The 26,105-nt window shown below is 63.3% G+C and carries 23 protein-coding genes; 4 read left to right on the top strand and 19 right to left on the bottom strand.

Annotated features, from left to right (window positions below; all coding sequences use genetic code 11):
- Nucleotides 1-127 precede the first annotated feature (127 nt).
- Both CDPAHKCJ_RS07430 and CDPAHKCJ_RS07425 read right to left on the bottom strand, forming a co-directional pair.
- On the bottom strand, nt 128-670 hold the full coding sequence (locus tag CDPAHKCJ_RS07430) for a L,D-transpeptidase (protein WP_166019262.1): 543 nt from the start codon (nt 668-670) through the stop codon (nt 128-130).
- Nucleotides 670-1,347: a TetR/AcrR family transcriptional regulator gene (locus CDPAHKCJ_RS07425; RefSeq protein ID WP_043331928.1), complete on the bottom strand. Its 678-nt coding sequence runs from the start codon at nt 1,345-1,347 to the stop codon at nt 670-672. Before CDPAHKCJ_RS07425 ends, CDPAHKCJ_RS07430 begins: the two co-directional genes overlap by 1 nt.
- 558 nt (nt 1,348-1,905) lie before the next feature.
- On the opposite strand from CDPAHKCJ_RS07425, the gene lexA reads away from it, so the two are divergent.
- A complete protein-coding gene (gene lexA / locus CDPAHKCJ_RS07420) occupies nt 1,906-2,535 on the top strand; it encodes a transcriptional repressor LexA (protein ID WP_166019261.1) in 630 nt (209 codons plus the stop codon).
- Between the two features lie 103 nt (nt 2,536-2,638).
- On the opposite strand, the gene CDPAHKCJ_RS07415 is transcribed toward lexA, so the two are convergent.
- From CDPAHKCJ_RS07415 to topA, 3 genes are all read right to left on the bottom strand, one after another.
- Complete coding sequence (locus tag CDPAHKCJ_RS07415) at nt 2,639-2,878, bottom strand: hypothetical protein (RefSeq protein WP_052384340.1); 240 nt, start codon at nt 2,876-2,878, stop codon at nt 2,639-2,641.
- 252 nt (nt 2,879-3,130) lie between these two features.
- On the bottom strand, nt 3,131-3,610 hold the full coding sequence (locus CDPAHKCJ_RS07410; RefSeq protein WP_166019260.1) for a DUF6586 family protein: 480 nt from the start codon (nt 3,608-3,610) through the stop codon (nt 3,131-3,133).
- A complete protein-coding gene (gene topA, locus CDPAHKCJ_RS07405; RefSeq protein ID WP_166019259.1) occupies nt 3,610-6,252 on the bottom strand; it encodes a type I DNA topoisomerase in 2,643 nt (880 codons plus the stop codon). The genes CDPAHKCJ_RS07410 and topA overlap by 1 nt, the downstream gene beginning before the upstream one ends.
- Nucleotides 6,253-6,999: 747 nt before the next feature.
- Here topA and pyk point away from each other — a divergent pair.
- Together pyk and CDPAHKCJ_RS07395 are read left to right on the top strand one after the other, a co-directional pair.
- Nucleotides 7,000-8,469 (top strand): pyruvate kinase, encoded by a 1,470-nt coding sequence (gene pyk, locus CDPAHKCJ_RS07400; RefSeq protein ID WP_043331933.1) that lies wholly within the window; start codon nt 7,000-7,002, stop codon nt 8,467-8,469.
- 79 nt (nt 8,470-8,548) lie between these two features.
- The gene (locus CDPAHKCJ_RS07395; protein WP_054555025.1) at nt 8,549-9,022 is read left to right on the top strand and encodes a methylglyoxal synthase; all 474 of its coding nucleotides are present in this window, start codon (nt 8,549-8,551) and stop codon (nt 9,020-9,022) included.
- Nucleotides 9,023-9,321: 299 nt separating this feature from the next.
- Here CDPAHKCJ_RS07395 and CDPAHKCJ_RS07390 read toward each other — a convergent pair whose 3' ends face one another.
- The 6 genes from CDPAHKCJ_RS07390 to CDPAHKCJ_RS07365 form a co-directional block, all read right to left on the bottom strand.
- Nucleotides 9,322-10,176, bottom strand: a complete 855-nt coding sequence (locus tag CDPAHKCJ_RS07390; RefSeq protein WP_166019258.1) for an isochorismatase family protein — start codon at nt 10,174-10,176, stop codon at nt 9,322-9,324.
- A 63-nt stretch (nt 10,177-10,239) separates the two neighbouring features.
- The gene (locus CDPAHKCJ_RS07385) at nt 10,240-10,947 is read right to left on the bottom strand and encodes a prephenate dehydratase domain-containing protein (protein ID WP_166019257.1); all 708 of its coding nucleotides are present in this window, start codon (nt 10,945-10,947) and stop codon (nt 10,240-10,242) included.
- Nucleotides 10,948-11,042: 95 nt separating this feature from the next.
- Nucleotides 11,043-11,795 carry an SDR family oxidoreductase gene (locus CDPAHKCJ_RS07380; protein ID WP_166019256.1) on the bottom strand — a complete coding sequence of 251 codons (753 nt, stop codon included), beginning with the start codon at nt 11,793-11,795 and terminating at the stop codon, nt 11,043-11,045.
- A gap of 195 nt (nt 11,796-11,990) precedes the next feature.
- Complete coding sequence (gene gloA / locus CDPAHKCJ_RS07375; protein WP_166019255.1) at nt 11,991-12,542, bottom strand: lactoylglutathione lyase; 552 nt, start codon at nt 12,540-12,542, stop codon at nt 11,991-11,993.
- A 118-nt stretch (nt 12,543-12,660) separates the two neighbouring features.
- Nucleotides 12,661-14,493 carry a sodium-extruding oxaloacetate decarboxylase subunit alpha gene (gene oadA, locus CDPAHKCJ_RS07370; RefSeq protein ID WP_166019254.1) on the bottom strand — a complete coding sequence of 611 codons (1,833 nt, stop codon included), beginning with the start codon at nt 14,491-14,493 and terminating at the stop codon, nt 12,661-12,663.
- Nucleotides 14,494-14,576: 83 nt separating this feature from the next.
- The gene (locus CDPAHKCJ_RS07365; RefSeq protein ID WP_043331944.1) at nt 14,577-15,992 is read right to left on the bottom strand and encodes an acetyl-CoA carboxylase biotin carboxylase subunit; all 1,416 of its coding nucleotides are present in this window, start codon (nt 15,990-15,992) and stop codon (nt 14,577-14,579) included.
- 193 nt (nt 15,993-16,185) lie between these two features.
- On the opposite strand from CDPAHKCJ_RS07365, the gene CDPAHKCJ_RS07360 reads away from it, so the two are divergent.
- Nucleotides 16,186-17,175, top strand: coding sequence for a LysR family transcriptional regulator (locus tag CDPAHKCJ_RS07360; protein WP_043331946.1), 990 nt, complete (start codon nt 16,186-16,188; stop codon nt 17,173-17,175).
- A 106-nt stretch (nt 17,176-17,281) separates the two neighbouring features.
- Here CDPAHKCJ_RS07360 and lipA read toward each other — a convergent pair whose 3' ends face one another.
- From lipA to mrdA, 8 genes are all read right to left on the bottom strand, one after another.
- Nucleotides 17,282-18,274 carry a lipoyl synthase gene (lipA, locus tag CDPAHKCJ_RS07355; RefSeq protein WP_052384342.1) on the bottom strand — a complete coding sequence of 331 codons (993 nt, stop codon included), beginning with the start codon at nt 18,272-18,274 and terminating at the stop codon, nt 17,282-17,284.
- A complete protein-coding gene (lipB, locus tag CDPAHKCJ_RS07350; RefSeq protein ID WP_082388119.1) occupies nt 18,274-18,999 on the bottom strand; it encodes a lipoyl(octanoyl) transferase LipB in 726 nt (241 codons plus the stop codon). Before lipB ends, lipA begins: the two co-directional genes overlap by 1 nt.
- A 57-nt stretch (nt 19,000-19,056) precedes the next feature.
- Nucleotides 19,057-19,344: a DUF493 domain-containing protein gene (locus CDPAHKCJ_RS07345; RefSeq protein ID WP_043331948.1), complete on the bottom strand. Its 288-nt coding sequence runs from the start codon at nt 19,342-19,344 to the stop codon at nt 19,057-19,059.
- A 194-nt stretch (nt 19,345-19,538) separates the two neighbouring features.
- Nucleotides 19,539-20,741: a D-alanyl-D-alanine carboxypeptidase family protein gene (locus tag CDPAHKCJ_RS07340; protein WP_233593436.1), complete on the bottom strand. Its 1,203-nt coding sequence runs from the start codon at nt 20,739-20,741 to the stop codon at nt 19,539-19,541.
- A gap of 102 nt (nt 20,742-20,843) precedes the next feature.
- Nucleotides 20,844-21,875, bottom strand: a complete 1,032-nt coding sequence (locus CDPAHKCJ_RS07335) for a septal ring lytic transglycosylase RlpA family protein (RefSeq protein ID WP_166019253.1) — start codon at nt 21,873-21,875, stop codon at nt 20,844-20,846.
- The gene (mltB, locus tag CDPAHKCJ_RS07330) at nt 21,872-22,915 is read right to left on the bottom strand and encodes a lytic murein transglycosylase B (protein WP_240916696.1); all 1,044 of its coding nucleotides are present in this window, start codon (nt 22,913-22,915) and stop codon (nt 21,872-21,874) included. Before mltB ends, CDPAHKCJ_RS07335 begins: the two co-directional genes overlap by 4 nt.
- Before the next feature lie 70 nt (nt 22,916-22,985).
- On the bottom strand, nt 22,986-24,134 hold the full coding sequence (gene rodA / locus CDPAHKCJ_RS07325; protein ID WP_166019252.1) for a rod shape-determining protein RodA: 1,149 nt from the start codon (nt 24,132-24,134) through the stop codon (nt 22,986-22,988).
- Nucleotides 24,124-26,070 carry a penicillin-binding protein 2 gene (mrdA, locus tag CDPAHKCJ_RS07320; RefSeq protein ID WP_166019251.1) on the bottom strand — a complete coding sequence of 649 codons (1,947 nt, stop codon included), beginning with the start codon at nt 26,068-26,070 and terminating at the stop codon, nt 24,124-24,126. Before mrdA ends, rodA begins: the two co-directional genes overlap by 11 nt.
- Nucleotides 26,071-26,105: the final 35 nt, after the last annotated feature.

Raw genomic sequence — 26,105 nt, 5'->3', positions numbered from 1 at the left:
GAAAGGCGCAATTCTAGCCGACTGAACCCCTATCGAACAGTCGCGACCAGCTGCACCCCGGCAAGGGACTGCCACACGGATTTCGGTGACGGCTCATGGAGGGTATCAGACTCGGACACCAACGCCTTCAGACATGCAGCAGCACCGGTGTGCCGGGCACAGCCTCGGCAAAGAGTCGCAGCAGGTCGTCATCACGCAAGCGAATGCAGCCGTGGGATGCCGCGACGCCCATGGGCTCCGTGCTGGGCGTGCCATGAAAATAGATGTAACGGCGCAGACTATCGACCCGCTCGCCGCGGGCATTGCGACCGCGATTGAGGCCGGGCTCGCGGCCGCTGAGCCACAGAATGCGCGTCAGTATCCAGTCACGCTCAGGATGCTCGGCGGCAAGCTCAGGCGTGAACACCTCACCCGTGAAGCGCCGTCCGCGATAGACGGCGCCACGCGGATTGCCCGCCCCGATGGCGGCACGAATCACATGCCAGCCGGTTGGCGTGCAACCGCTGCCGTCGAGCTCGCCGATACCGTTGAGGCCGCTGGAGATCGCGCAGGCGTGCACCAGCGCGTCAGGGCCGGCCGCGGGGGGCGGCGCATCACTACTGCCACTCGGCGCGTCATTGCGTATCTCGAGGCTCTGGCGTGAGAGATCCACCGCGACCCAGCAGGCCATCAGCTGGCCGCCTGGGTGACCGCCTCACCATCCCCGAGCGAGGCCGGCAACGGCGCTGCCATCGCCGCGACCACCACCGGCCGCATGTGCTGAATCAGCTCACGCACCGTGGTGTGATGGCCGTATTCGGCCTCCTCGATATCGCGCAGTGCATCCAGGCCCGAGAAGGTGAAGATCACGCTGCCGAGCATGAAGTGCAGGCGCCAGAAGCGCTCGTTGTCCGGCAGATCAGGCGTCGCCAGCTTCAGAAGCTCGGCGAAGCGGCTGAAGACCGTGCCGTAATGCTCGCGGATATAGCGCCGCATGTGGCCCTGCCCCTGGGTATAGGCCAGCCCAAGCAGGCGCATGAAGGTACGCAGGCTGTTGCGCTCGGCCGGCACCTCCAGCACGGTGCGCGCCATCACCTCCAGCAGGACCTCCAGCGGCACCTGACGCCCGGCGTATTGCTGCTCGACGCTGTCGAGTGCCGCGTGGAAACGCTCACTGAACGGATCGAGATAGCGCGCGAAGACCGCCTGGATCAGCGATTTCTTGGAGCCGAAGTGGTAGTTCACCGCCGCCAGATTGACCTTGGCCTTGCTGGTGATGTTGCGCAATGAGGTCTCGGCGAAGCCGCGCTCGGCGAACAGCACCTCGGCAGTATCGAGGATGCGGGTAACGGTATCGGTCTGGGCCATGGGCGGAACCCTTGTCAGGTAGAAAAGGACTGGAGTCGTAGGTCACGGCACAAGCCCCGCACGGCGACTCTCTCATGAGGTGGTGCTGGTTCACGGCAAGGCCGCGTACGATCAAGGCATGTTCGAACACGGCCCGCTCGAGCACGGCCCGCTCGAGCACGGCATGTTTGATCATGGCTCGACCGGACACCGCCATCGACGAACATTCGTTTGAAACACTTTGATTCTAGCGCGCCATGCCATGACTGACAATTCTCTCGCGTTTCAAACGCCAGAGGTTTAGCCAAGGCTGATATTCGCTGAACGCTGACCGTGGCGATCCAAGGACTCGCCATGTCCGCCTCTCCCAGACAGCCCGCCTGACCTCATCAGCAGAGCCTTTGACATCGGGCAAGCAAGGTCACCAGACAGCGATCTCTCGACGACTACCTGCCCTTTGAGGCCACCACGCAAGCCACGATGCCTTGCATGACCGCCATGACTGGATACAATGACAGTTGTATGGATGCACACCCCGTGCCGTCAGCTCAAGATGCCGCCCAGGCCAAAGGCAATGCCATGACCCAGCCGCTTACTCCGCGCCAGCAGGATGTCTTCGACTTCATCATCAAGACCATCAAGTCCTCTGGCTACCCGCCGACGCGGGCCGAAATCGCCCAGGCGCTGGGCTTTCGCTCGCCGAATGCCGCCGAAGAGCATCTGCGCGCCCTCAAGCGCAAGGGCGCCATCGAGATGGTGCCGGGCACCTCACGCGGCATTCGCGTGCCGTCGCTGGCTGACGTCGACGACAGCGCCAACGATGGCCTGCCGGTGATCGGGGAAGTGGCCGCCGGCAGCCCGATTCTTGCCAGCGAGCATATCGACCGCCACTGTCCGCTGCCGAGTGACTACTTCTCGCCGGCTGCCGACTACCTGCTGCGTGTGCGCGGCGTGTCGATGAAGGATGTGGGGATTCTGGAAGGCGACCTGCTGGCCGTACACCGCACCACCAGCGTGCGTGATGGCCAGATCGTGGTGGCCCGCCTGGGGGATGAAGTCACCGTCAAGCGCTTCCGCCGTGACGGGCACTACGTATGGCTGGAAGCCGAAAACGAGGACTTCTCGCCGATCAAGGTCGACCTGCGCACGGACAGTCTGGAGATCGAGGGTCTCGGGGTGGGCGTCATCCGCGATGGTGGCCTGCACTGAGGCCTTGACCAGCAGCGCTTTGCCCAGCAGAAAAGCCGCACGCATCGCACAAAAAAACCCGCCTCGAGGCGGGTTTTTTTGTGCGCGAAGCATGAGCGATGAATCAGTGCACGATGCCTTCTGACTGCTCGTCCTCGTCTTCTTCGCCATCCCAGAGGCGAGTCCGGGTGATGGCGTGGTCGATCATCTCACGCGCGACCTCGAAACGATTGTCACGCAGCAGATCAGCGGCCTCGTCCGAAATGCGAATGCTGAGCAGCGGCTCACCTTCGCTTTCCGCGGCGCGCAGAATCACTTCACCATCTTCCATTTGCACAATTTCAAGTACGGCGGGATCGGACACGTCATTCCTCCTGCACGGCATCTCGCGAGATACCGGCGTCGTTGTAATCGTCAGCGCGACGGCTGGCAAGCCCGGCACCGCGCTGCCATCAGCGACGCAGAAAAAAGTACGACCACAGCCAGAGCCATGGTCGTACCGGAGAATGCAGGGCTTGCCACAATGCGATCAGTCTAGCACCCGTGAAGGCGAAACGTCACCCGATAGCCATACGCCAGTCATCACCAGCGTGCAGCACCAGATCAACGCCTGAACCTACCACTCGACACTCGACTCGCGCAGCTGCGGCAGCAGCGCCTTGAATGCCGTGATGGCGGCACTGAGACGCTCGGCCAGCGAGGCGTTCGAGGCTGCCGCGATGATCAGGCCATCACCACGCGAGCGCGATTCCTCGCGGCGAGCGGCACCGCCCTCTTCATGCAGGCGGGTCACATCCGCGACCAGCTCAGACAACCAGCTGTCGGGACGCTCCAGCAGGCTGCGCAGCTGTTCGACCTCGGCAATGGGCGTCGGCGGGGTGGTCAGGCGCTCACGCCAGCCACCCTGCGGCCAGCGCGCCGTCACGGCACACTCTTCCAGCAATGACGCCAGCGCAAGCTCCAGTAGGGCGAGCGCGCCCTCCTCACCGGCCATGCGTCGTGCCACGGCATGCTCATCGTCGCCAGAGGCTGCTGACTGGGCCAGCAGCAACTCGGCCTGATACAGCAGCTGATTGGTACGGGCACGCTGGCTCATCAGCTCTTGGCTCCCTTGCGCTTGTCCTCGACGACCCAGCGGCCGTTGTCATAGGTCGCCTTCCAACCGGTCGCCTTGCCTTCCTCATCGGTCATGACGTATTGAGCCTTGACCTTGCGCGAGAAGCGAATCTGCGCCGGACGTCCGTCCGGGTCCTGATCCGGGGCATCAAGAATGAAGTGATACTTCTCCGGTAGCTCGTCGGCATGCGCCTTGAGCTCCTTGACCAGCGGCGGACGCGTCTCGCGATTCTTCGGGAACTGACTGGCCGCCAGGAACAGGCCACTGGCGCCATCGCGCAGTACGTAGTGGTCCTCGACCTTGACGCAGGCAAGTTCCGGCATCGGAATCGGGTCCATCTTCGGCGGCGCTACCTCACCGGACTTGAGCAGCTTGCGGGTGTTCTTGCAATTCTCGTTGGTGCAGCCGAAGTACTTGCCGAAACGCCCGGTCTTGAGCTGCATGTCGGAGCCGCACTTGTCGCACTCGATCACCGGGCCATCGTAACCCTTGATGCGGAACTGCCCTTCCTCGACCTCGTGACCGACACAGTCCGGGCTATTGCCGCAGACGTGCAGCTTGCGCTGCTCATCGATCAGGTAGCTGTCCATCGCGGTGGCGCAGATCGGGCAGCGGCGCTTGGCTCGCAGCGCATCCGTCTCGGCATCTTCACCGGCATCGGCCGCCACGGCCTCATCACCCGGCAGCAGATCGATGGTGGTCTTGCAGCGCTCCTTGGGCGGCAGGTTGTAGCCGGAACAACCCAGGAAGACCCCGGTGGAGGCGGTACGGATCTGCATCTCACGCCCACAGGTCGGGCAGGCGATATCGGTCGGCACCGGCTGATTCGGACGCATGCCCTCTTCGGACTGGGCATGATCCAGCTCGGCCTTGAACTCGGCGTAGAAGGTGTCCAGCAGCTCGCGCCAGTTGCGCCCGCCGTTGGCCACTTCATCGAGATAGTCTTCCATGCGCGCCGTGAAGCCGAAGTCCATCAGGTCCTTGAAGGACTCGCTGAGGCGATCGGTGACGATGTCGCCCAGCTTCTCGGCATAGAAGCGACGGTTTTCCAGCGCCACGTAGCCACGGTCCTGGATGGTGGAGATGATGGCGGCATAGGTGGACGGACGACCGATACCGCGCTTCTCCAGCTCCTTGACCAGGCTGGCCTCGGTGTATCGCGCCGTGGGCTTGGTGAAGTGCTGAAGCGGCTGCAGCTCGACAAGGTCCAGCTTCTCGCCGATGGCAAGATCCGGCAGCGACTGGTCCTCTTCCTTCTTGCCCATCGGCTTCATGACACGCGTGTAGCCGTCGAACTTGAGCACACGGCCCTTGGCACGCAGCTCGTAGCCATCCACTTCGATGGTCAGCGTGGAGGACAGGTATTCAGCCGGCAGCATCTGACAGGCCACGAACTGACGCCAGATCAGCTCATACAGACGCTCGGCGTCACGCTCCATACCGGCGAGATCGGTGGCGCGGCGCGACACTTCGGAAGGACGAATCGCTTCGTGCGCTTCCTGGGCGCCCTCCTTGCTGGAGTAGACGTTGGCCGCTTCCGGCAGGTAGTTGCTGCCGTATTCTTCGCTGATGAAGTCACGCGCCGTGGCGACCGCGTCCGCCGACAGATTGGTCGAGTCGGTACGCATGTAGGTGATGTAACCCGCCTCGTAGAGACGCTGGGCCATCATCATGGTCTTCTTGACCGAGAAGCCGAGACGACCACTGGCCGCCTGCTGCAGGGTCGAGGTGATGAACGGCGCGTTCGGCTTGGAGCGCGTCGGCTTGTCTTCACGATTGGTGATCGCGAGCTTGGCCGTGCGCAGCGCCGCGATGCGATCCATCGTCTCTTTCTCGCTGGTCGGACGGAAGGCCTTGCCATCCTGACGCGCCAGCTCGAAACGGATCGCTTCACCACTGGCGGCGGCCAGCTCAGCGTGGACATCCCAGAACTCTTCGGGGATGAAGGCGCGGATCTCGCGCTCACGCTCGACGATCAGACGCACGGCAACCGACTGCACACGACCGGCGGACAGGCCACGAGCGACCTTGGCCCACAGCAGCGGCGAGACCATGAAGCCGACGACGCGATCCAGATAGCGGCGTGCCTGCTGGGCATGCACGCGATCCATCTTCAGCTCGCCCGGCTCATCGAAGGCCGCCGTGATCGCCTTCTTGGTGATCTCGTTGAAGACCACACGCTTGTAACGCGAATCGTCGCCACCGATGGTCTCGCGCAGGTGCCAGGCAATCGCCTCACCTTCGCGGTCCAGATCCGTCGCGAGATAGATGGTGTCGGCTTTCTCGGCCAGGCGCGTCAGCTCGGAAACGACCTTTTCCTTGCCGGGCAGGATCTCGTAATGCGCCTCCCAGCCATTCTCCGGGTCGACCCCCATGCGGCGAATCAACTGGGTCTTGGCCTTCTGCGCCTTGTGAGCCGCCTTGACCTCGGGCGACATCTTGCGGGTCTCCGCCGCCTGACGGGCACGTTCCTTGGGGTCGGTGGCCTGCTTGCCGCTACCGCTGGTCGGCAGGTCGCGGATGTGCCCGACACTCGACTTCACCACGAAGTCGTTGCCGAGATACTTGTTGATGGTCTTGGCCTTGGCGGGCGACTCGACGATCACCAGTGACTTGCCCATGGTTGCTCGCATCTCCTGGCCGGCACTGATTGCGCCGGCGAATGACTCGTCGCGCTGGGTTTTGTCCCAGCCGAAAAATGCGCCTACCCTACCCCAGCATTTCAGCGCTGACCAGCAATGTTGAGACTGGCACCTCGTCAAGGCGGCTCAAGATGACGCCTCTGCGACAGCCCCGAGACATGCCATGCCAGCGTGCGGCTTGCGTCAGATGACATCGACAGCCGTCATGCATGGGGTCGTGGCAATCCGGCCTCCGAGCCGGACTTGAGCATAGGTCATCAGCGCATGGCAGCGGTCAACGGGGCCGGTACACGGTCTGCGCCGGCTCGATGAGCGGAAATGTCGCTCAGCAGGCTATTGCCACTATATAGGTAGCAGTGAAATGGCTGCCTGTGAAAGCCAGCCAGCGAACATTGGCGTGATGGGGCGATCACCCCGACGCCGACACAGAGGGCATGCGACGCCTGGCTGTCAGGCGTCGAAATGGCCGGCCGCCCCCGCATGGCGTAGCGCGGCAAACCCTCAAGCGAGAGTCCACGTCCGCGTACCCGCGACAACGTATTCGCAACAATCGCGCGGCAGACTTCACGTCCCCCCTTGCAGTCCCGATCGTGATCACGAGAATGGACAACGACAGCCGACGATACTCGACAGGCTCCCTTTCAGCCTTCAATGTAGTAAAATGACAACAACCTGGTTTGCGTTTTCAGCCAGTCCATCACGCCAGTGTTCAAGGAGTATGCTTTCATGCCGCACGCGTTCAACGGCCCGATCCGCCGCACCAAGATTGTCGCCACTCTCGGCCCTGCCAGTGACAAGCCGGGTGTGCTCGACGCGATGATTCGTGCCGGAGTCGATGTGGTACGCCTCAACTTCTCCCACGGTAGCCCCGAAGATCACCGCATGCGCGCCGAGGCCGTACGACAGGCCGCTGCCGCCCAGGGCCGCAGCGTCGCGGTGCTGGGTGACCTGCAGGGCCCGAAGATCCGCATCGCGCGCTTCAAGGATACCGCCGTCAAGCTGAGCGAAGGCCAGCCGTTCATCCTCGATATCGGCCTGGGCCGTGATGAAGGCACCGTCGAGCGCGTCGGCTGTGACTACCAGGAACTGGCCGATGACGTGGTCGCGGGCGACGTGCTGCTGCTCGACGATGGCCGCGTGGTGCTTGAAGTCAATGAGCTCAAGGGCAACGAGATCCACACCACTGTCAAGGTCGGCGGCAAGCTGTCCAACAACAAGGGCATCAACAAGCAGGGCGGCGGTCTGTCTGCCGAAGCCCTGACCGACAAGGACAAGGCAGACCTGAAGACCGCCATCGATATCGGTGTCGACTATCTGGCCGTGTCCTTCCCGCGCAGCGGCGCCGACATGCAGCTGGCACGTGAGCTGCTGGGCGAGGAAGGTCGTGACATCGGCCTGATCGCCAAGGTCGAGCGAGCCGAAGCCGTGGCCGACGACGCCGTGCTGGACGGCATCATTCTCGCCAGTGAAGGCGTGATGGTGGCGCGTGGTGACCTGGGCGTCGAGATTGGCGATGCCCAGCTGATCGGCGTGCAGAAGCGCATGATCCGCCGCGCGCGCAGCCTCAACCGCGTGGTCATCACGGCCACCCAGATGATGGAATCCATGATCAGCGCGCCGCTGCCAACCCGCGCCGAAGTCTTCGACGTCGCCAATGCCGTGCTCGACGGCACCGACGCCGTGATGCTGTCGGCCGAGACCGCCGCCGGCGACTTCCCGGTCGAGACCATCGAGACCATGGATCGCGTCTGCCTGGGCGCCGAACGTGAACGTGCCGCGCAGGAATCCCAGCACCGCATCCACGAAGGCTTCAGCAAGACCGACGAGACCATCGCGCTGTCCGCGATGTATGCCGCCAACCACCTGACCGGTGTCGTGGCCATCGTCTGCATGACGGAATCCGGCTATACCCCGCTGATCGCCTCGCGCATCCGCTCCGGTCTGCCCATCGTCGGCCTGGCGCAGGACCAGAAGACCCAGCGTCGCATGGCGCTCTACCGCGGTGTGGTGTCACTGCCCTTCGATTCCAGCGAATTGCCGGCGGCGGAAATCAATCGTCGCGCCATCGCGGAGCTGGAAGCCCGCGGCATCGCGACTCGCGGTGACCTGGTGATCCTGACTCGTGGTGACCAGATGAACGCACATGGCGGCACCAACACCATGAAGATCGTGACTGTCGGCAGCACCATCGACTGATCGGCCTCGCTGATCCTCCGCCCCGGGCCTTTCGGGGCGGAGGGTCAGCGACATTGCCCCATCCTCAGGAGGTCAGGGAATGAGCGAACAACGACCCAAGCGCCAGGCACGGCGCACCTTGCCAGCACGCAAGCGCATTGCGCTGGTGGCGCACGATGGCAAGAAGGATGAAATGCTGGCGTGGGCCAATCGCTGGCGCGATGAGCTGTCCCGCCACCAGCTGCTGGGCACGGGCACGACTGCCCGCCGTATCAGCAAGGAGCTGGGCCTCGAGGTCGAGGGCCTGCTGAGTGGCCCGCTGGGCGGTGATCAGCAGATCGGCGCGCGCATCGCCGAAGGTAATCTGGACCTGCTGGTCTTCCTGTGGGACCCGTTCGCGCCGATGCCGCACGACCCTGACGTCAAGGCGCTGCTGCGCCTGGCGGCATTATGGAACGTGCCGGTCGCCAGCAACGCGGCCAGCGCAGACTTCCTCTTCCACTCGAAGTTGATCTCCGAGGAAGTCGAAGTGGCCGTGCCGGACGCCAACGACTGGGTCAGCACCCGCGCCTGAATGACGCTGGATGACGCCCCCATGAAAACGCCGCCTGCTCGCAAGAGAGGCGGCGTTTTCATGGCCAGATGTTGTAATCAAACTACCTTTTGCGCAGACAGGCGGTATCGGCTGCGCGGCATCTGGCGAAACTTCTGCCTGCCTTCCTGCCATCCCTCGCCTCGCACTTCAATAACTCACTTTGCGCCTATCCCTCTATTCGCCTCCCCCGCTATCCGGCGACGCTATTCGAGAGACGCAGCTCAGTCCATGACAGCAGATCAGGACATCTACTCAATAGGTCAACTCAAGAGATCAGCTCAAGAGGTCAGCTCAAGCTGACTGGCGATCACCGCACCACGCGCCGCCATGCAGTAAAGTCCGATGTGATGACTGTCTGCCTGGGGATGCGTCGCCGTATCGGGAAGCCCCAGCTGCGCGACCACCTCGGCTGGCAGGTCGTAGGTGGCACAGCCAGGCTCCAGCACCACGATGTCGCGCACCTTGCCCAACAGGCCGTGATTGCGCGCCGACAGCAACGTCAGTACCAGGTCCATCACGCAGATATCGGTGCAGATGCCTACCACGACCAGGGTTTCCAGCCCTTCGTCGCTCACCCACTCCTGTAGCGCATTGACCTGGGTATCGAGATCAATCGCGCCGACATAGCCATTGATGCAGTCCTTGCGTACCAGCGTGGCCTGCGGATCCTCTTCCAGCCAGGCAAGTTCCGCCACCAGCTCATCCTCGCCGCTGCCCTGCTCACAATGGGCGGGATAGGGCGGCTCCGACTTGCCCGGCGCATGGGAATCAATGAAGACCAGCAGCGGGCGTCTACGCTCACTGAAGGTCCGCGCCAGCGTATCGCTGAGGGCGATCATCCTGCTGACCTGGGCATTGGGCGCCTGAGGCGCCAACGCACCGCCTGCGACCTGACAGAAGCCGTTGATCTCATCGACGATGATCAGTCCGGCCGTCGGTAGCGACACCGGCACCACGTCAGGCCGCACCGGCAGGCGGGCGTCAAGCTCGCCGGGGGGAACCCATTCGGCGGGAGTGGCAGGAATGCGTTGCACCACGCAAAACGCCGCGACATCGGGTGAAGTCGCGGCGTCCTGCGTCTCTGATGTAAAGGGTGCGGAGGATGCGGAGAAGCGCTGGTCGGAAGACACCATGCAAAAGGCCTCTGATGACGAATGGCCTTCAGCATAACGGAACTCAGGGCCGAGCGGCGACCTTCACCCGGTGGGCTCGCTGGCCCCGGACAGCACGACGTTGCCCTGCCCTTCATCTACCGTGGTATCACAGGAAAAGCACTGGCCGCGCACCCGCGCGTGATCACGCCTCAATACCGCGAATTGCGCTACACGACCGGGATCATCCTCGATGCGCTGCGCGAGGCACACAAGGCCCGGGCGGCGTGCCAGTGATGGCGGCGCGATGGCCAGCGTATCGCTGCGACTCTCTGCCATGTCCAGTGCATCCGCCATGTGCAGACACTCCACCCGCTCGACCTCCGGCAGGTTCTGCTGCAGCCAGGCATCGCACTCTTCGAACAGAGCCTCCCGCGCCACGATACGCCTCACCGCCGACGGCGAAGCCCCGGGCGGCCCGAGCAGACTGAGGCTGATGGCACGGAAGACACGCCGCTCGACGCAGATACCCGTCCAGAAGGCCAGGGCCTGATGCGTGGCGCGTACCGGACGCTGATGCCCACGTGACCAGGGCACCACGGCAGTATCGACCTCACCTTCCGCCAGCGCCCTGATGACCTCGTCGATGCCTGCGTAGGCCTTGAGCTGGGCGTCGTTGGCATAGAGCTTGAGCGCACACTCGCGCGAGTACCCCCCAAGGTGCCCGGGGTAACCCACACGCAACCCATCGGGAGCCGGGATCACGCCCTGCGGCGAGATATCGCCGTGGACTTCGCTAGCTGTCACCTTCATACCAGCCCCTCATGCCAATGTCTGAACAAACCTCATCCTGACAACAGCATAGCCGCAAACATGGACGGTGTTAGGCAAAACCCTCCCAGGTGACCTCAGGCAAAGCCGCCATTGGCACCGATGACCTGGCCACTCACCCAGCCGGCATCTTCGCTGGCAAGCCAGGCCACGACGGCTGCAACATCCTGCGGGTCCGCAATGCGCCCCAGCGCCGCCATGCCCTTGAGGCGCTCGATGGTCTCTTCACTCTTGCCATGACGAAACAGGCCAGTATCGGTCGGGCCCGGTGCCACGGCATTGACCGTAATGCCTCGCTCACCGACTTCCTTGGCCAGCACCCGCGTCAGCTGGTCCACCGCGGCCTTGGAAGCCGCATAGGGCCCGTAGGTCGCGAACATCTGCCGCGTCACCGAGGTGGACATGTTGATCACGCGTCCGCCATCACGCAGGTGCTGCGCCGCCTCACGCATCAGATTGAAGGAACCGGTCAGATTGGCCTGCATCAGTTTGGCGAAGTCGTCATCCGTGAATTCGGCGATGGGCTTGTAGATGCTCATGCCGGCATTGTTGACTAGGATATCCACTCCGCCATACAGGTGCAGGGCTTGCGTGAACAATTGTGCCGCGTCACTGCTGACACCGACATCGGCCTTTACGGCGGTCGCCTTGCCACCCCGTGACTCGATATCCTTCACGACCTGCAAGGCGCCATCACTGTCGCTGCGATAGTTGACGATGACGAGAGCGCCGTCCTCCGCCAGACGCTGCGCGATCCCGGCACCGATCCCGCGTGAAGCCCCACTGACTACTGCCACCTTGCCGCTCAACCGCTGTGCATTCTCCGACATAGCTGTCTCCTCTTTCGTCATGGGCGATCGATCTCGAAGGCCATCAATGATGAACGCCTTGCGAGTGTCAGTCAGACATCATCATTGCAGCAAGCGGATGCCGCTGACACCCCTGCAACGTATGGTTACGTATAAACGAAAACCGCCACCCCGGGCATGCCGATGGTGGCGGTTCTCTTACGGCAGCGGCCTGCTTCAGGCTTCGCCGTTGGCCTGACGCTCGAAGGTATCGGCGCGCAGGATCTCGATCCAGTAGCCATCAGGGTCCTTCACGAAGGCCAGACCCTTCATCTTGCCATCGTCGGGGCGCTTGACGAACTCGACGCCCAGCGACTCGAAACGCTCGGCAGCCGCGTAGACATCCGGCACGCTGACCCCGATATGGCCGAAGCCCTGCGGTTGGGCATTGCCGTCATGATAGGCGAAGTCCGGGTCGTTCTCGGTGCCCCAGTTATGGGTCAGCTCCAGCATCGCCTCACGCCCGAAGGTGTAGGTGGTGCGCTTCAGATCATCACCGGGCACTTCGCTGGCCTGATCGTCATCCAGATAGGCAAGGAAATAAAGGCTGAACTGCATCTCCGGGAAGTCGAGCTTGCGTACCAGACGCATGCCCAGCACGCGGGTGTAGAAATCCAGGCTGCGCTCGGGGTCCTTGATGCGCAGCATGGTCTGGTTGAAGACGTAACCACGGGTGGCCGGGTCGATCTGCTCACTCAGGCCGGGAACCTGCTCGAAATGTGTTGCCATGTCGGTCCTTCCGCAAAAAAGGACGGCAGGGCCTCGAAGGTGCCCGGCCGCCCCTAGTGATCGTATAGCTGTCAGATGGTGACGGTGACCAGATTTTGCAACCTCGCCGCCGCTGGCATCACGCGATCTCGATCAGCACTTCCCCCGGCGTCACACGATCGCCACGCACGACATGAATGGCCTTGACGGTACCGTCGACACGCGCGGCGATCTCGGTCTCCATCTTCATCGCCTCACTGATCAGCACCGACTGACCCGCGGTGACGCTGTCACCGACCGCGACCAGCACCTCGACGATGTTGCCCGGCATCGCGGTGGTGACATGGCCCGGCGCCGAGGCGCTGGCACGTCCGCCGCTCTGGCCGCCTGCCACGTAATCGTCCTTGGCCTCGAACACCACCTCTTCCGGCATGCCGTCCAGGGTCAGGTAGACGTGACGCTTGCTGCCCTTGGCACCGCCGACACCGGTGATCTGCACCGCGTAGGACTCGCCGTGCACGTCGATGACGAATTCGGTCGGCACGCCAGAGGTCACCGGACGCTCCGCCTCGCCCTGGGGAATGACTTCCGGCGTGAGGGTGCCGGCGCGACGCTCACTGAGGAAGTCACGTCCCAGTTCCGGGAACATGGCGAAGGTCAGCACGTCCTCGGGGGACTCGGCCAGCTCGCCCAGCTCGTCGGTGAGGCGCGTCATCTCCGGGGTGAGCAGGTCGGCCGGGCGCCCGACTTCCACCGGCGCATTGCCGATGGCACGCGAGCGGACTTCTTCATTGACGGGTGCCGGCGCCTGGCCATAGCCGCCCTGCAGGTAGCGCTTCACTTCATTGGTGATGCTCTTGTAGCGCTCGCCGGTCAGCACGTTGAGTACCGCCTGGGTGCCGACGATCTGCGAGGTCGGAGTGACCAGCGGCGGATAGCCGAGATCGGCACGCACACGCGGAATCTCATCGAAGACCTCGCGGATGCGCTCCAGGGCGTTCTGCTCCTTCAACTGGCTGGCCAGGTTCGACATCATGCCGCCGGGGATCTGGCTGATCTGGACCGAGACATCCTCACGGGTGAATTCGCTCTCGAAGGCCGAATACTTGCGGCGTACCTCGTGGAAGTAATCGCCGATCTCACGCAGCGACTCCAGCTCAAGGCCGGTATCCCACTGGGTGCCGCGCAGCGAGGCCACGAAGGATTCGGTGGCCGGATGGCTGGTGCCGCCGGCGAAGGCCGAGATGCAGGTGTCAATGTGGCGACAGCCCGCCTCGACGGCCTTGATCTGGCACTGCGGCGCCAGGCCTGCCGTGGCGTGGCTGTGCAGGTGGATCGGTACCTCGACCGCCTCGACCAGCGCGCTGACCAGATCATAGGTGGCGTACGGCGTCAGCAGGCCGGCCATGTCCTTGATGGCGATGGAATCGGCCCCCATCTCGACCAGCTTGCGCGCCTGCTCGACATACATCTCCAGCGTATGCACCGGGCTTACGGTGTAGCAGATGGTGCCCTGGGCGTGCTTGCCGGCCTTCTTGACCGCGCGCATGGCGGTTTCCATGTTGCGCAGGTCATTCAGGGCATCGAAGACACGGAAGATATCGATGCCACCTGCCGCGGCGCGCTCGACGAAGGCCTCCACCACATCATCGGCGTAGTGACGATAGCCGAGCAGGTTCTGGCCGCGCAGAAGCATCTGCAGCGGGGTGTTGGGCATGGCTTCCTTGAGCGCCTTCAGGCGCGCCCAGGGGTCTTCCTTCAAGAAACGCACGCAGGCATCGAAGGTCGCGCCGCCCCACACTTCGAGGCTGTAGAAACCGGCCTGATCGAGGCGCGCGGCAATCGGCAGCATATCCTCGGTGCGCATGCGGGTCGCGATCAATGACTGGTGGCCATCGCGCAGCACGACTTCGGTGACCTTGACGCGATCGGCATGATCGACGGCGTTGGTGTTGGGGGTTGCAGCTGTCATGTCTGGGGTCCTTTTAATTGTTGGCTACGTGAACCGGGGGAAGCTCAGGGAAGATTCACGACATCAGGGGCATCAGGTACGCATCAGAGACCGGCATGGGCCGCGATGGCCGCCGCGATCGCCAGCGCTGTCTGCTCCGGCAGGCGCTTGACCGAGTACTGGGTCAATTCCGGGTGGGCAGCCACAAAGCCGGTATCGAAGTGTGCGTTGCGGAAATCAGGGTGCTTGAGGATTTCCTGATAGTACGGCGCCGTGGTCTTGACGCCCTGCAGACGCATGTCATTGAGGGCACGTGAACCACGGTTGATGACCTCTTCCCAGGTCAGCCCCCACACGATGAGCTTCAGACACATGGAATCGAAATACGGCGGGATGGTGTAGCCGGTATAGATCGCGGTATCGGTACGCACGCCAGGCCCGCCCGGCGCGTAGTAGCGCGTGATGCGTCCGAAGCTTGGCAGGAAGTCGTTCTTGGGGTCCTCGGCATTGATGCGGAACTGGATGGCATAGCCGTGATGGCGAATGTCTTCCTGACGGAAGGCCAGCTTGTGGCCCCAGGCGATGCGGATCTGCTCACGGACAATGTCCACGCCGGTGATGGCCTCGCTGATGGTGTGCTCCACCTGCACGCGAGTGTTCATCTCCATGAAGTAGATCTCGTTGCCCTTGACCAGAAACTCCACGGTACCGGCATTGCGATAGCCGACGGCGCGGGCGGCACGTACCGCCATCTCACCGACGTAGGAGCGCTGCTCCGGTGTGAGCTGCGGACTGGGGGCGATCTCGATCAGCTTCTGATTGCGACGCTGGATGGAGCAGTCACGCTCGAACAGATGAATCACGTTGTCGTGATTGTCAGCCAGAATCTGCACCTCGATATGCAGCGGGTCGACCACGCAACGCTCGAGGAACACATCGGCACTGCCGAAGGCCTTGGTGGCTTCCGAGATCACGCGCCCCCAGGCCTGCTCAAGCTGATGAGCATCATCACAACGCCGGATACCGCGCCCCCCACCGCCTGAGGTAGCCTTGAGCATGACGGGGTAGCCGACCTGCTCGGCGACACTCAGCGCTTCCTCGACATCGGCCAGATTGCCGGCCGAGCCCGGCGTCACCGGCACGCCGGCCGCCTTCATGGCATCGCGGGCCTGGGTCTTGTCACCCATGCGGGCGATGACACTGCTGGCCGGCCCCACGAAGGCGATACCCGCCGCTTCACAGATGGCCGCGAATTCGGCGTTCTCCGACAGGAATCCGTAGCCCGGATGGATGGCGTCACAGCCGGTCTCGCGCGCGAGATCGACCAGGCGGCGGGCATCCAGATAGCCGGCCAGCGGGTCTTCGCCGATGAAATGCGCTTCATCGGCGCGTTTGACGTGCAAGGAGAAACGGTCAGGTTCGGTGTAGACAGCGACTGAGCGGATGTCCATCTCGGCACAGGCGCGTACAATGCGCACTGCGATTTCCCCTCGGTTGGCAATCAGCAACTTGCGAAACATGGTGACTCTCCCGGACGTGACGCGTGATCTTGTTGTGGTGCTCTGGTCGTGCGCTTGTCATTGACCGCCAGACGCGACAACGGCGCTGACAGACACGAGGTAGCATGCGTTCCACGCTACCCAGCGAGAGACCAATAGAAAAGTTGATATTTTTTTGCCAATCTATAAGTAAAACCTTATGACTGGGTGTGTCATGTCGCGTCCAAACTTGTTGAATCGCTTAACTTTCAGACAGTTACAGGTGTTCCAAGCGGTTCATCGCCAGCAGTCCTACTCCCGTGCGGCCGAGCAACTTGGCCTGACGCAACCCGCCGTCAGTGCCCAGATTCGTCAATTGGAGCAGGCACTCGAGCAATCGCTGTTCAAATATGCCGGCAAGACGCTGCATATCCTGCCGGCGGCTGATGCCCTGGCGAACTCGGTGCAGTCGATCTTCGGCGAGGTCTCGAGCCTGCAGATGGAGCTGTCGGAGATTGCCGGCACCATCCGCGGTGAGCTGAATCTGGCGGCCGTCTCAACGGCACAGTACGTGGTGCCGCATATCCTGGCGCGCTTTCGGGCACGGTATCCGGAAGTGTCGGTGCGCCTGCGCGTCTGCAATCGCGGTCAGGCGCTTGAGCGCCTCGCCGAGCGGCGCGATGACCTGGTGATCATGGGCATGGTGCCGGACGACGCCAACCTGGCCTTCATGCCGATTCTCGACAACGAGCTGATCCCCGTGGTCTGGCCCGGTCATCCGTTGCTGGAGGTCAAGGGCATCACCCTGGAAGACCTCGCGCAGTACTACATGCTGATGCGTGAACCCGGTTCCGGCACGCGTACCGCCTTCGAGGAGTTCGCCGCACGCGAGCGCGTCTCGCTGCGCCATACGCTCGAGTTGGGCTCCAATGAGGCCATCAAGCAAGGCGTGATGGCGCACCTGGGCGTGGCGATCCTGCCGCGACTGTCGGTTCAGCTCGAGCTGGCCTCAGGCCTGCTGGCCTCGCCCTCTCTGCCGGGCTTCCCGCTCAGACGCAGCTGGTGCACCGTCTACCCCAAGGACCGCTACCCCACGCCGGTCACCGAGCTGTTCCTGCGCTTCGTGCGCGAGCTGCTGCCGGAGCTCAATGCGCACTTCAGCGCACCGATGGAGCCCATCCCCGGGCACAGCGTGGCCTGCCTGCCGCTGGCGACCGAGCAATGAACATAGCCTCCTGACGGCGCAAGCCACATGAAAAAACCGCCATGGAGACGAGCTCCATGGCGGTTTTTTTTCGTTAAGGCAGCTGACGGCATGTCAGCAGTGCGGCTTACTTCACTTCCACACCGTGCGCCTGCTTGTCGGCGTGATAGGAAGAGCGCACCAGCGGGCCGGAGGCGACATGCGAGAAGCCCATCTCGCGCGCCTTCTGGCCGAGCCAGTCGAAGGTGTCCGGGTGCACCCAACGATCGATGGGCAGGTGGTTGCGCGACGGCTGCATGTACTGACCCAGGGTCAGCATGTCGACGCCGTGGTTGCGCAGGTCCTGCATGACCTCGAGCACCTGCTCATCAGTCTCGCCGACACCCAGCATCAGACCGGACTTGGTCTTCACTTCCGGACGACGCTCCTTGTAGCCCTTGAGCAGATCCAGTGACCACTGGTAGTCGGCCCCCGGACGCACGCGACGGTAAAGGCTCGGCACGGTTTCCAGGTTGTGGTTGAAGACGTCCGGCGGCGTCTGCTCGAGCACGTCCAGCGCGACCTGCATGCGGCCACGGAAGTCCGGTACCAGCACTTCGATCTCGGTGCCATCGCACTTCTCGCGAATCTCGCGGATGCACTCGGCGATGTGGTTGGAGCCACCGTCGCGCAAGTCATCACGGTCGACGGAGGTCACGACGACGTAATTCAGGCGCATCTCGGCGATGGCCTCGGCCAGCTCGCGCGGCTCGTCGGCGTTCAGCGCGTTGGGACGACCGTGGGCCACGTCGCAGAATGGGCAACGACGGGTGCAGATGTCACCCATGATCATGAAGGTTGCGGTGCCGCCGCTGAAGCACTCGCCCAAGTTCGGGCACGAGGCTTCTTCACAGACCGTGTGCAGGCCGTGCTTGCGCAGCGTCTGCTTGATGCGCGTGACTTCCGGCGAGGCCGGCATGCGCACACGCAGCCAGTCAGGCTTCTTGGGCAAGGTCTCGGTGGGAATCACCTTGACCGGAATGCGGGCAACCTTCTCGGCGCCGCGCAGCTTCACGCCACGCTCCTTGCGGGCAGGAGCAGCGGAGGGAGCGGGCTTCGTGGTAGCGATGGTCTCGGTCATCAGTTCTGTCCTGCTGTTCGAGAAATGTCAGCCAGTGCCGCGGGCAGGCCGCTCACCGGAGTCAGGGTCACATCGCCCAGGCTTGCGCCCAGACAACGCACCAGGCGGTCACGCTCGCTGGCGAGATCCACCGGTGCGCGAACGAGATCGCGCAGCTGGGTCATCGCCATGCCGGCATAGCCGCAGGGATTGATGCGCCCGAAGGGCGCGAGGTCCATGTCCAGATTGATCGCCACGCCATGGAAGCTGCAACCACGCCGGATGCGCAGTCCCAGCGAGGCGATCTTGGCCTCTTCCATCGAACGACGCGGGTCATCGCCACGCTGCGCCGACTTCTTTACATAGACGCCAGGCGCGTCCGGACGTGGATAGGCCTCGATGCCATGCTCGGCCATCGCCGCCACTACCGTCTCTTCCAGCGCCGTCACCAGCTGGCGAACGCCGATGCCACCCCGCTTGACGTTGAGCAGCGGGTAGAGCACCAGCTGGCCGGGCCCATGATAGGTCACCTGCCCGCCACGGTCGGTCTGCACCACCGGAATGTCGCCCGGCATCAAAAGATGCTCCGGCTTGCCCGCCTGGCCCTGGGTAAAGACGGGCGGGTGCTCCACCACCCACAGCTCGTCAGGCGCATCGGCCGCACGCGTATCAGTGAAGTGGCGCATGGCCGACCACACTTCATCATAGGCCTTGAGGCCGAGGTGGTAGACGTGAATCGTGTTCATGCATGCGCTCCTGTCATCAAGGCGCAAGACAAGGAAATCCAGCGTTTCATGCCTGGATCACAGCACCATATGGATGCGACCGGTGGCCTTGAGGTCACGGTGCAGCGCATCCAGCTGATCGGTACCGGTGGCACGGATCACCACACGGATGCTGCGATAGTTGCCGTTCTTGCTGTCCTGCCAGGTGATGGCCGTCGCATCGAAGCCCGGCGCATGCACTTCCAGGATATTGCAGACCACTTCGACGAGATCTTCTGCGGCGGTGCCGACGATCTTGAGGGAGAAATCACACGGGAATTCAATCTTCGGGGGCGTCTGCCCACCAGCTGCTGGCGTCTTGGCCATGGGGATAGCCCTTCAGGTAACTCTATTTCCGACCATTCTACTCAACAAAGGGCGATCCGTCAGCCGGATCGCCCTTTGTTGAGTACACGACCGCGATATTCAGGGGCGCGCGCCTGGCACCGCCAGCGCGCGCCCCACTTCCATCACTGAATCATGTCATCGGCCGCGTCACTTCACGCAACCAGACGACTGACTCAGTTGAACAGGCCGTGGAAGAACAGCATCAGGGCATCCCACAGACGCTTGAACAGACCGCCCTGCTCCACCGGCTCCAGTGCGACCAGCGGCTCTTCGGCCAGCACCTTGTCGTCCAGCTTGATCTGCAGGGTACCGTACTGCTCGCCGGCCTGAACCGGGGCCTTGATGGTGTCCTTGAGATCAAGACGCGCGGTCAGCTTGTCAGCCTGGCCACTCGGCACGGTCAGGAAGACATCCTGAGCCATGCCCAGACGCACCTGGTCCTTCTCGCCACCCCAGACACGCGCCTGATTGAGTACCGCGCCCTTGTCATAGAGCTTCTTGCTCTCGAAGTAGCGGAAGCCGTAGGTCAGAAGCTTCTGGGATTCCTGCGCACGCGCCTCTTCGGACTTGGTCCCCATCACGACACTGATCAGGCGGGTATCTTCCTTCTTGGCGGATGCCACCAGGCAGTAGCCGGCTTCTTCGGTGTGGCCGGTCTTCAGGCCATCGACGTCCTTGTCACGCCACAGCAGCTTGTTGCGGTTCGGTTGCTTGATGCCATTCCAGGTGAAGTACTTCTGGGAATAGATCTCGTAGTGATCCGGATAATCCTTGATGATGCGACGCGCCAGAATCGCCAGGTCGTGCGCCGTGGAGTAATGCTCCGCGTGCGGAAGGCCAGTAGCGTTCATGTAGTGGGTGTTCTTCATGCCCAGACGCTTGGCGTGCTGGTTCATCAGGTCGGCAAAGGAGCCCTCGCTGCCGCCGATGCGCTCGGCCAGCGCGACGCTGGCGTCGTTGCCGGACTGGATGATGACACCGTGCAGCAGGTCATCGACGGTGACACTGGTGCCTTCGCGGATGAACATGCGCGAGCCACCAGTCTTCCAGGCATTGACGCTGATGCGCACGTCTTCGTCCGGGCTCAGCTTGCCGTCGTCGATCTCGCTCTCGACCAGGTAGGCCGTCATCATCTTGGTCAGACTGGCCGGCGGCAGGCGCTTGTCGGCGTTGTGCTCGACCAGGATGCGCCCGGAATTGGCATCCATCAGGATCCAGGAAGATGCCGCCAGCTGCGGTGCCGCCGGAATCAGGGTATCCGTCTCGATGGCATGGGCCGGGGTGGCGGCAACGCCTGCGAACAGCGCAATGCCGCTGGCCGCCATCAGCGCGGAGAATCGACGCCGAAGAGGAAGAAGTCGGGCTTTCAGGGACATGTTGGAATCTCTTTGACACTCATGCATAAGCCGAGGCTTGCGCCTCGGCCATGTTGCGCCTCTTCACGAAGCGCATGATGGATGAAAACGGGCCTGCGGCCCTTATCGCTCTGCCGTGACGCTGAAGGCTCCGGCATAGCCAGCATCGGCCAGCGCCGACTTGAGCGATTCAATACGGACATTGTCTTCCAGCGGGCCGACCTGAACCTTGTAGAGGTCGCCGCTACCCAGCACGCGGGTCGGTCGTCCCAGACGGGAGCTGACGCTGGCGCGAATGCTGTCGGCCTTGCTCAGATCACTGACCGCCGCAACCTGCAGGAAGGTAGCTTCCCCGTTCGCCACGGAGGACGTGCTGCTCGGCGCAGCAGAGGCTACCACGGGCTTGGCGGCAACGCTCGCGCCAGAAGCGCTCGAGGCCACGGAACCGGCAGTTGCCTCCATCTCGTCAAGTCCGGCAATGCCCTGCTCGCGGCGTACCGCCTGGCTGCGCGCCAGCAGGCGCTCGGATTCAGCCGTGCCCTGGGTCGGGCTCGGGCCCGGCTTCCAGGTCGTGGCATCGAGGGTCTCGACACGCACATGCCCGGTGCCATGGCCCAGCATGTCCAGTCGCCACGCCGCGCTGTAGGACAGGTCGATCAGACGGTCTTCATGGAAGGGGCCGCGATCGTTGACCTTGACGATGACCTGCTTGCCGTTGTCCAGATTGGTGACACGCGCATAGGTCGGCAATGGCAGCGACTTGTGAGCCGCCGTCATGGTGTACATGTCATAGATCTCGCCACTGGCGGTGGCGTAGCCATGAAACTTCTTGCCGTACCAGGAAGCAGTGCCCTCGGCCACGTAACCGCGCGGATCATCCATCACGTGATACGTCTTGCCCCATACCTCATACTCGCTGCGGTTGCCGCTGCGGGTATAGGGTTCGACACGGGGCACTTCATCGGGCACTGCCGAGACATCCGGCGCATCATCGGGATAGGCATCGCTGTCCATCTCGTAACGCCCATTCTTGCCGGCCTTCTTGCCCGTGCTCGCCGAGGCACCATCACTGACCTGGGTGCCACCCCCACTGCTGGCACACCCGGCCAGCAGGGCAAGCGCAAGGGTCAGCGGTAGCGCGCGTGACCAGCTCATCCCGCACCTCCGTCCTCGAGACGACGCTTGATCGCCCGGGACAGCTCATCCACGGCCATCGCATACATGTGGCTGTGGTTGTAGCGCGTGATGACGTAGAAGTTGTCGTAACCAACGGCGTAGCGATAGCCCTGCTTCAGGTCCAGCGCCAACGGAATCACCTGGGTATTGCCGGCCACGTCGCCTGCCACCTGGACACCGGCCGCCTCGAGCGCGGAAACGCTCATGTACGGCTTTTTGGTCTTGTTGAAGGTGACGGAGGACGGCGGAGTGCCGGGGCCATCCGCGGCGCTGACCACCGGCGCACCGGCCTTCCAGCCATGACGCGCGAAGTAGTTGCCGACACTGCCGATGGCATCGACTGGGTTATGCCACAGATCCCGCACGCCATCACCATCGAAATCGACCGCATAGGCCTGATAACTGGTGGGGATGAACTGCGGATAGCCCATCGCGCCGGCATAGGAGCCCTTGATCGAGAGCGGGTCGATGCCCTGCTCCAGGGTCAGCTGCAGGAAGGCGGCCAGTTCACCCCGGAAGAAGGTGCCACGTCGCGGATGATCGAAGGCCAGCGTCGAGAGCGAATCGATCACCCGATGGGTGCCGGTGTGCTTGCCGAAGAAGGTCTCGACGCCGATGATCGCGGCGATGACTTCCGGTGGCACGCCATACTCGGCCTGGGCACGGTCGAAGGTCTCGCGATGCTCGGCGATGAACTTCACCCCGGCCTCGATGCGGGATTCCTTCATGAAGATGGCGCGGTACTGGTCCCAGCGCAGATGACCTTCCGCCGGGCGCGACATGGCATCCAGCACTTTCTGGCTGTAATCGGCCTGGTTCATCAGCTCAGTCACGCGATCGCGATCCAGCCCCTTGGCCACCAGTTCGTCGACCAGCTTGGCCGTTTCCGGGTGAGTCGCCGGGGCGAAGCCATCAGGCGCCGCCTTGGCCATGCCTGACATTCCCAGCAGCGGTGCCACCATCACCAGGGCTGCGCCCCAGTGCTTCAGACGTCGCCCACGCGCATTGATCACCGTCATCGACTCTCTCCTTGCCTGTCTGCGAGCTTGGCTCGCGAATGTCCTTGCCACTCGGCAACTGGCCGCCACGTCATCGCGACAATAGGCGCCGGTGGGTATGAATGCTCATGAGAATACCGAAGCCTGCCAACAAGGTCACGCTGGAGGTCCCACCATAACTGACCAGCGGCAACGGGACGCCAACGACCGGCAAGATACCCGATACCATGCCGATGTTGACGAAGACGTAGACGAAGAACGTCAGGATGATCGCGCCCCCCGTCAGCCGTGCAAAACTGTCCTGGCCATTGTTGGACATCACCAGCCCGCGCAGCACGATCAGCACGTAGAGCCCCAGGAAGAAGCTCATGCCGATCAGGCCGAATTCCTCCCCGATGACCGCGACGATGAAGTCGGTATGGCGCTCCGGCAGGAACTCGAGCTGGGACTGGGTCCCCAGGGTATAGCCCTTGCCGAAGATGCCGCCCGAGCCGATGGCCGTCTTGGACTGGATGATGTTCCAACCCGCGCCGAGCGGGTCAGACTCCGGATTGAGGAATGTCAGCACACGGCGGCGTTGATAGTCGTGCATCACCATCCACAGAAGTGGCAATGCCGAGGCGATCAAGGCGCCGAAGAAGGCGATCAGCTTCCAGGAAAGCCCTGCCAGCAGGATCACGAACACGCCCGCCGCCGCCACCAGCAACGAGGTGCCGAGGTCCGGCTGGCGCGCGATCAGCAGCACCGGCGCGACGATGATCACGGCGCAGATGGCCAGGTCGCGCCAGCGAGGGGGCAACGGGCGCTGCCCGAGCCAGCAGGCCACCATCATCGGCATTGCCAGCTTCATCAGCTCAGAGGGCTGAAAGCGCACCACCCCGGGAATGACCAGCCAGCGCTGGGCGCCCATGCCGACATCCCCCAGCACCTCCACCGCCACCAGCATCAGGAAGCCGGCGCCATAGACGACCGGCGCCCAGCGATAAAGCGTTGCGGGTGACAGCTGGGCAAGCCCGATCATGATCACCAGTGCCAGCGCCTGGCGTGAGGCCTGGCGCAGCGTGAAGTCGATATCCTGGCCGCTGGCACTGTAGAGCACGATCAGCCCGCAGCCGAGCACGGCCAGCAGCAACAGCAACAGCCAGGGGTCGAGGTGGATACGCTCCCACAGACTGGTGCGGCGGCGATGACTGAGATCTCCCCCTACACCTCGCATCGAGCGCTGGTAATCAGTCGGCATCATTCTCTCCTTGCTCACCCTCGCCCGCCGGTACTTCCGGGGGTGCCAGAGCGGCAGCCAGCGTAAGCGCCGCCTCACGCGCCTCGGGATCAATGCGCGGCAACAGCCAGTAATCGGTGACGGCGCGCGCCATCGGACCTGCCACGGAGCTGCCACCCTGGCCGTTCTCGATCACCACGGAAACGGCTATCTCCGGATGCTCGACCGGCGCAAAGGCGGCGAACAGGGCGTGGTCACGCAGACGCTCCGCGAGCTCCTTGCCGTTGTATTTCTGGTCCTGACCGAGGGTGAAGACCTGCGCGGTACCGGACTTGCCGGCCATGCGGTACTTGAGCCCGGGGCCGACATACTTGCGCGCCGTACCTTCTCGTCCGCTGACCACGTCCTCGAGCGCGGCGATGACATCGTCCCACCACGCCGGGTTGTCCAGCACTACATCCGGCTTTTCCTCGCTTCGGGGCAGCAACACCGTCTCGTCACCGATGCGCTTGGCCAGGTGAGGCGTCACGTGTCGGCCACGATTGGCCAGCACGGCCTCCGCCGAGGCGAGCTGCAACGGCGTGGCAAGCCAGTAGCCCTGACCGATACCGATGGAGATGGTCTCGCCGGGGTACCAGGGCTTGTCGTAGCGATTGCGCTTCCATTCCTTGGACGGCATCAGGCCGGGCAGCGCGCCCTGCACGTCCAGCGCCATCTGCTCACCGAAGCCGAACTTGTGCATGTACTCGCTGATGCGATCGATCCCCAGACGGTAGGCGACGTTGTAGAAGAAGGTGTCATTGGACACCGCAATGCCACGCCGCATGTTGACGCGCCCATGCCCCCAGCGCAGCCAGTTGCGATACTTGTGGCTGTCATTGGGCAGCTGGAAATAGCCGGGATCGTAGAAGGTGGTGCTGGTGGTGATGGCACCGTTCTCCAGCCCCGCCAGCGACATGAAGGGCTTCACGGTCGAGGCCGGCGGGTATTGGCCGCGAATGGCACGATTGAACAGCGGCAGGTCGATATCATTCTGCAGCGCGCGATAGCTCTTGACGCTGATGCCGGTGACGAACTCGTTGGAGTTGAAGCCCGGCACGGAGGCCATCGCCAGAATGTCGCCCGTCTCGGGCTCGATGGCCACGATGGCACCACGTCGCCCCTTGAGCAGCCGATAGGCGAGATCCTGCAGACCGCGGTCGATGGTCAGCGTCAGGTCCTTGCCCGGCACCGGATCGATCCGCGACAGCTCACGCAGCACGCGACCCCGCGCATTGGTTTCCACCTTGCGCAGGCCCGCCTGACCGTGCAGCGCCTCTTCATAGAAGCGCTCGATACCGGTCTTGCCGATGAAGTGGGTGCCCGAATAGTTGCCCTTGTCGAGGGTCTTGAGCTCAGCCTGATTGATGCGCCCCACATACCCCAGGGTATGCGACAACGGCTTGGCATCCGGGTAGTAGCGCAGCAGCTGCGCCTCGACCTCGACGCCGGGCAGACGATAGCGATTGACGGCCAGACGTGCGATCTGCTCCTGACTCAACTCACTCATCAACAGGGCGGGCTGATAGGGACGTTGACGCTGACGCGAGCGTTCCTTGAAGTCTTCGACTTCATCGGGCGGCAGATCGAGAATCTCGACCAGGCGCTCAAGCGTCGTCTCGAGATCACCGGCGCGTTCGCGCACGATGGTGAGATTGTAGTTGGGGCGGTTTTCGGCGAGCAGCTGACCATTGCGGTCATAGATCAAGCCGCGCGTGGGCGGCAAGGGCTCGACACGCACACGGTTCTTGTCCGAGCGCGTCGTATAGATGTCGTGTTCCACGACCTGCAGGAAGAGCAGCCGCGCCAGCAGACACCCGGCCAGCACCAGCACAAGGCCGGCAGCCACGATGCTGCGAAGGCGAAAGATCCGCACTTCCTGTTGAGGATTCTTTATCGTCGCCCGGCGTTGGCGCATGGCGGGTCTCGCAACCAGTGTCGTGTCGCAAGCGG

Origin of the sequence: Cobetia sp. MB87, from assembly GCF_011319755.1 — a bacterium.
Classification (GTDB): Bacteria; Pseudomonadota; Gammaproteobacteria; order Pseudomonadales; family Halomonadaceae; genus Cobetia.
Note: the sequence above shows the minus strand (reverse complement) of the source record. Positions and strands in the feature narration are given on the sequence as shown.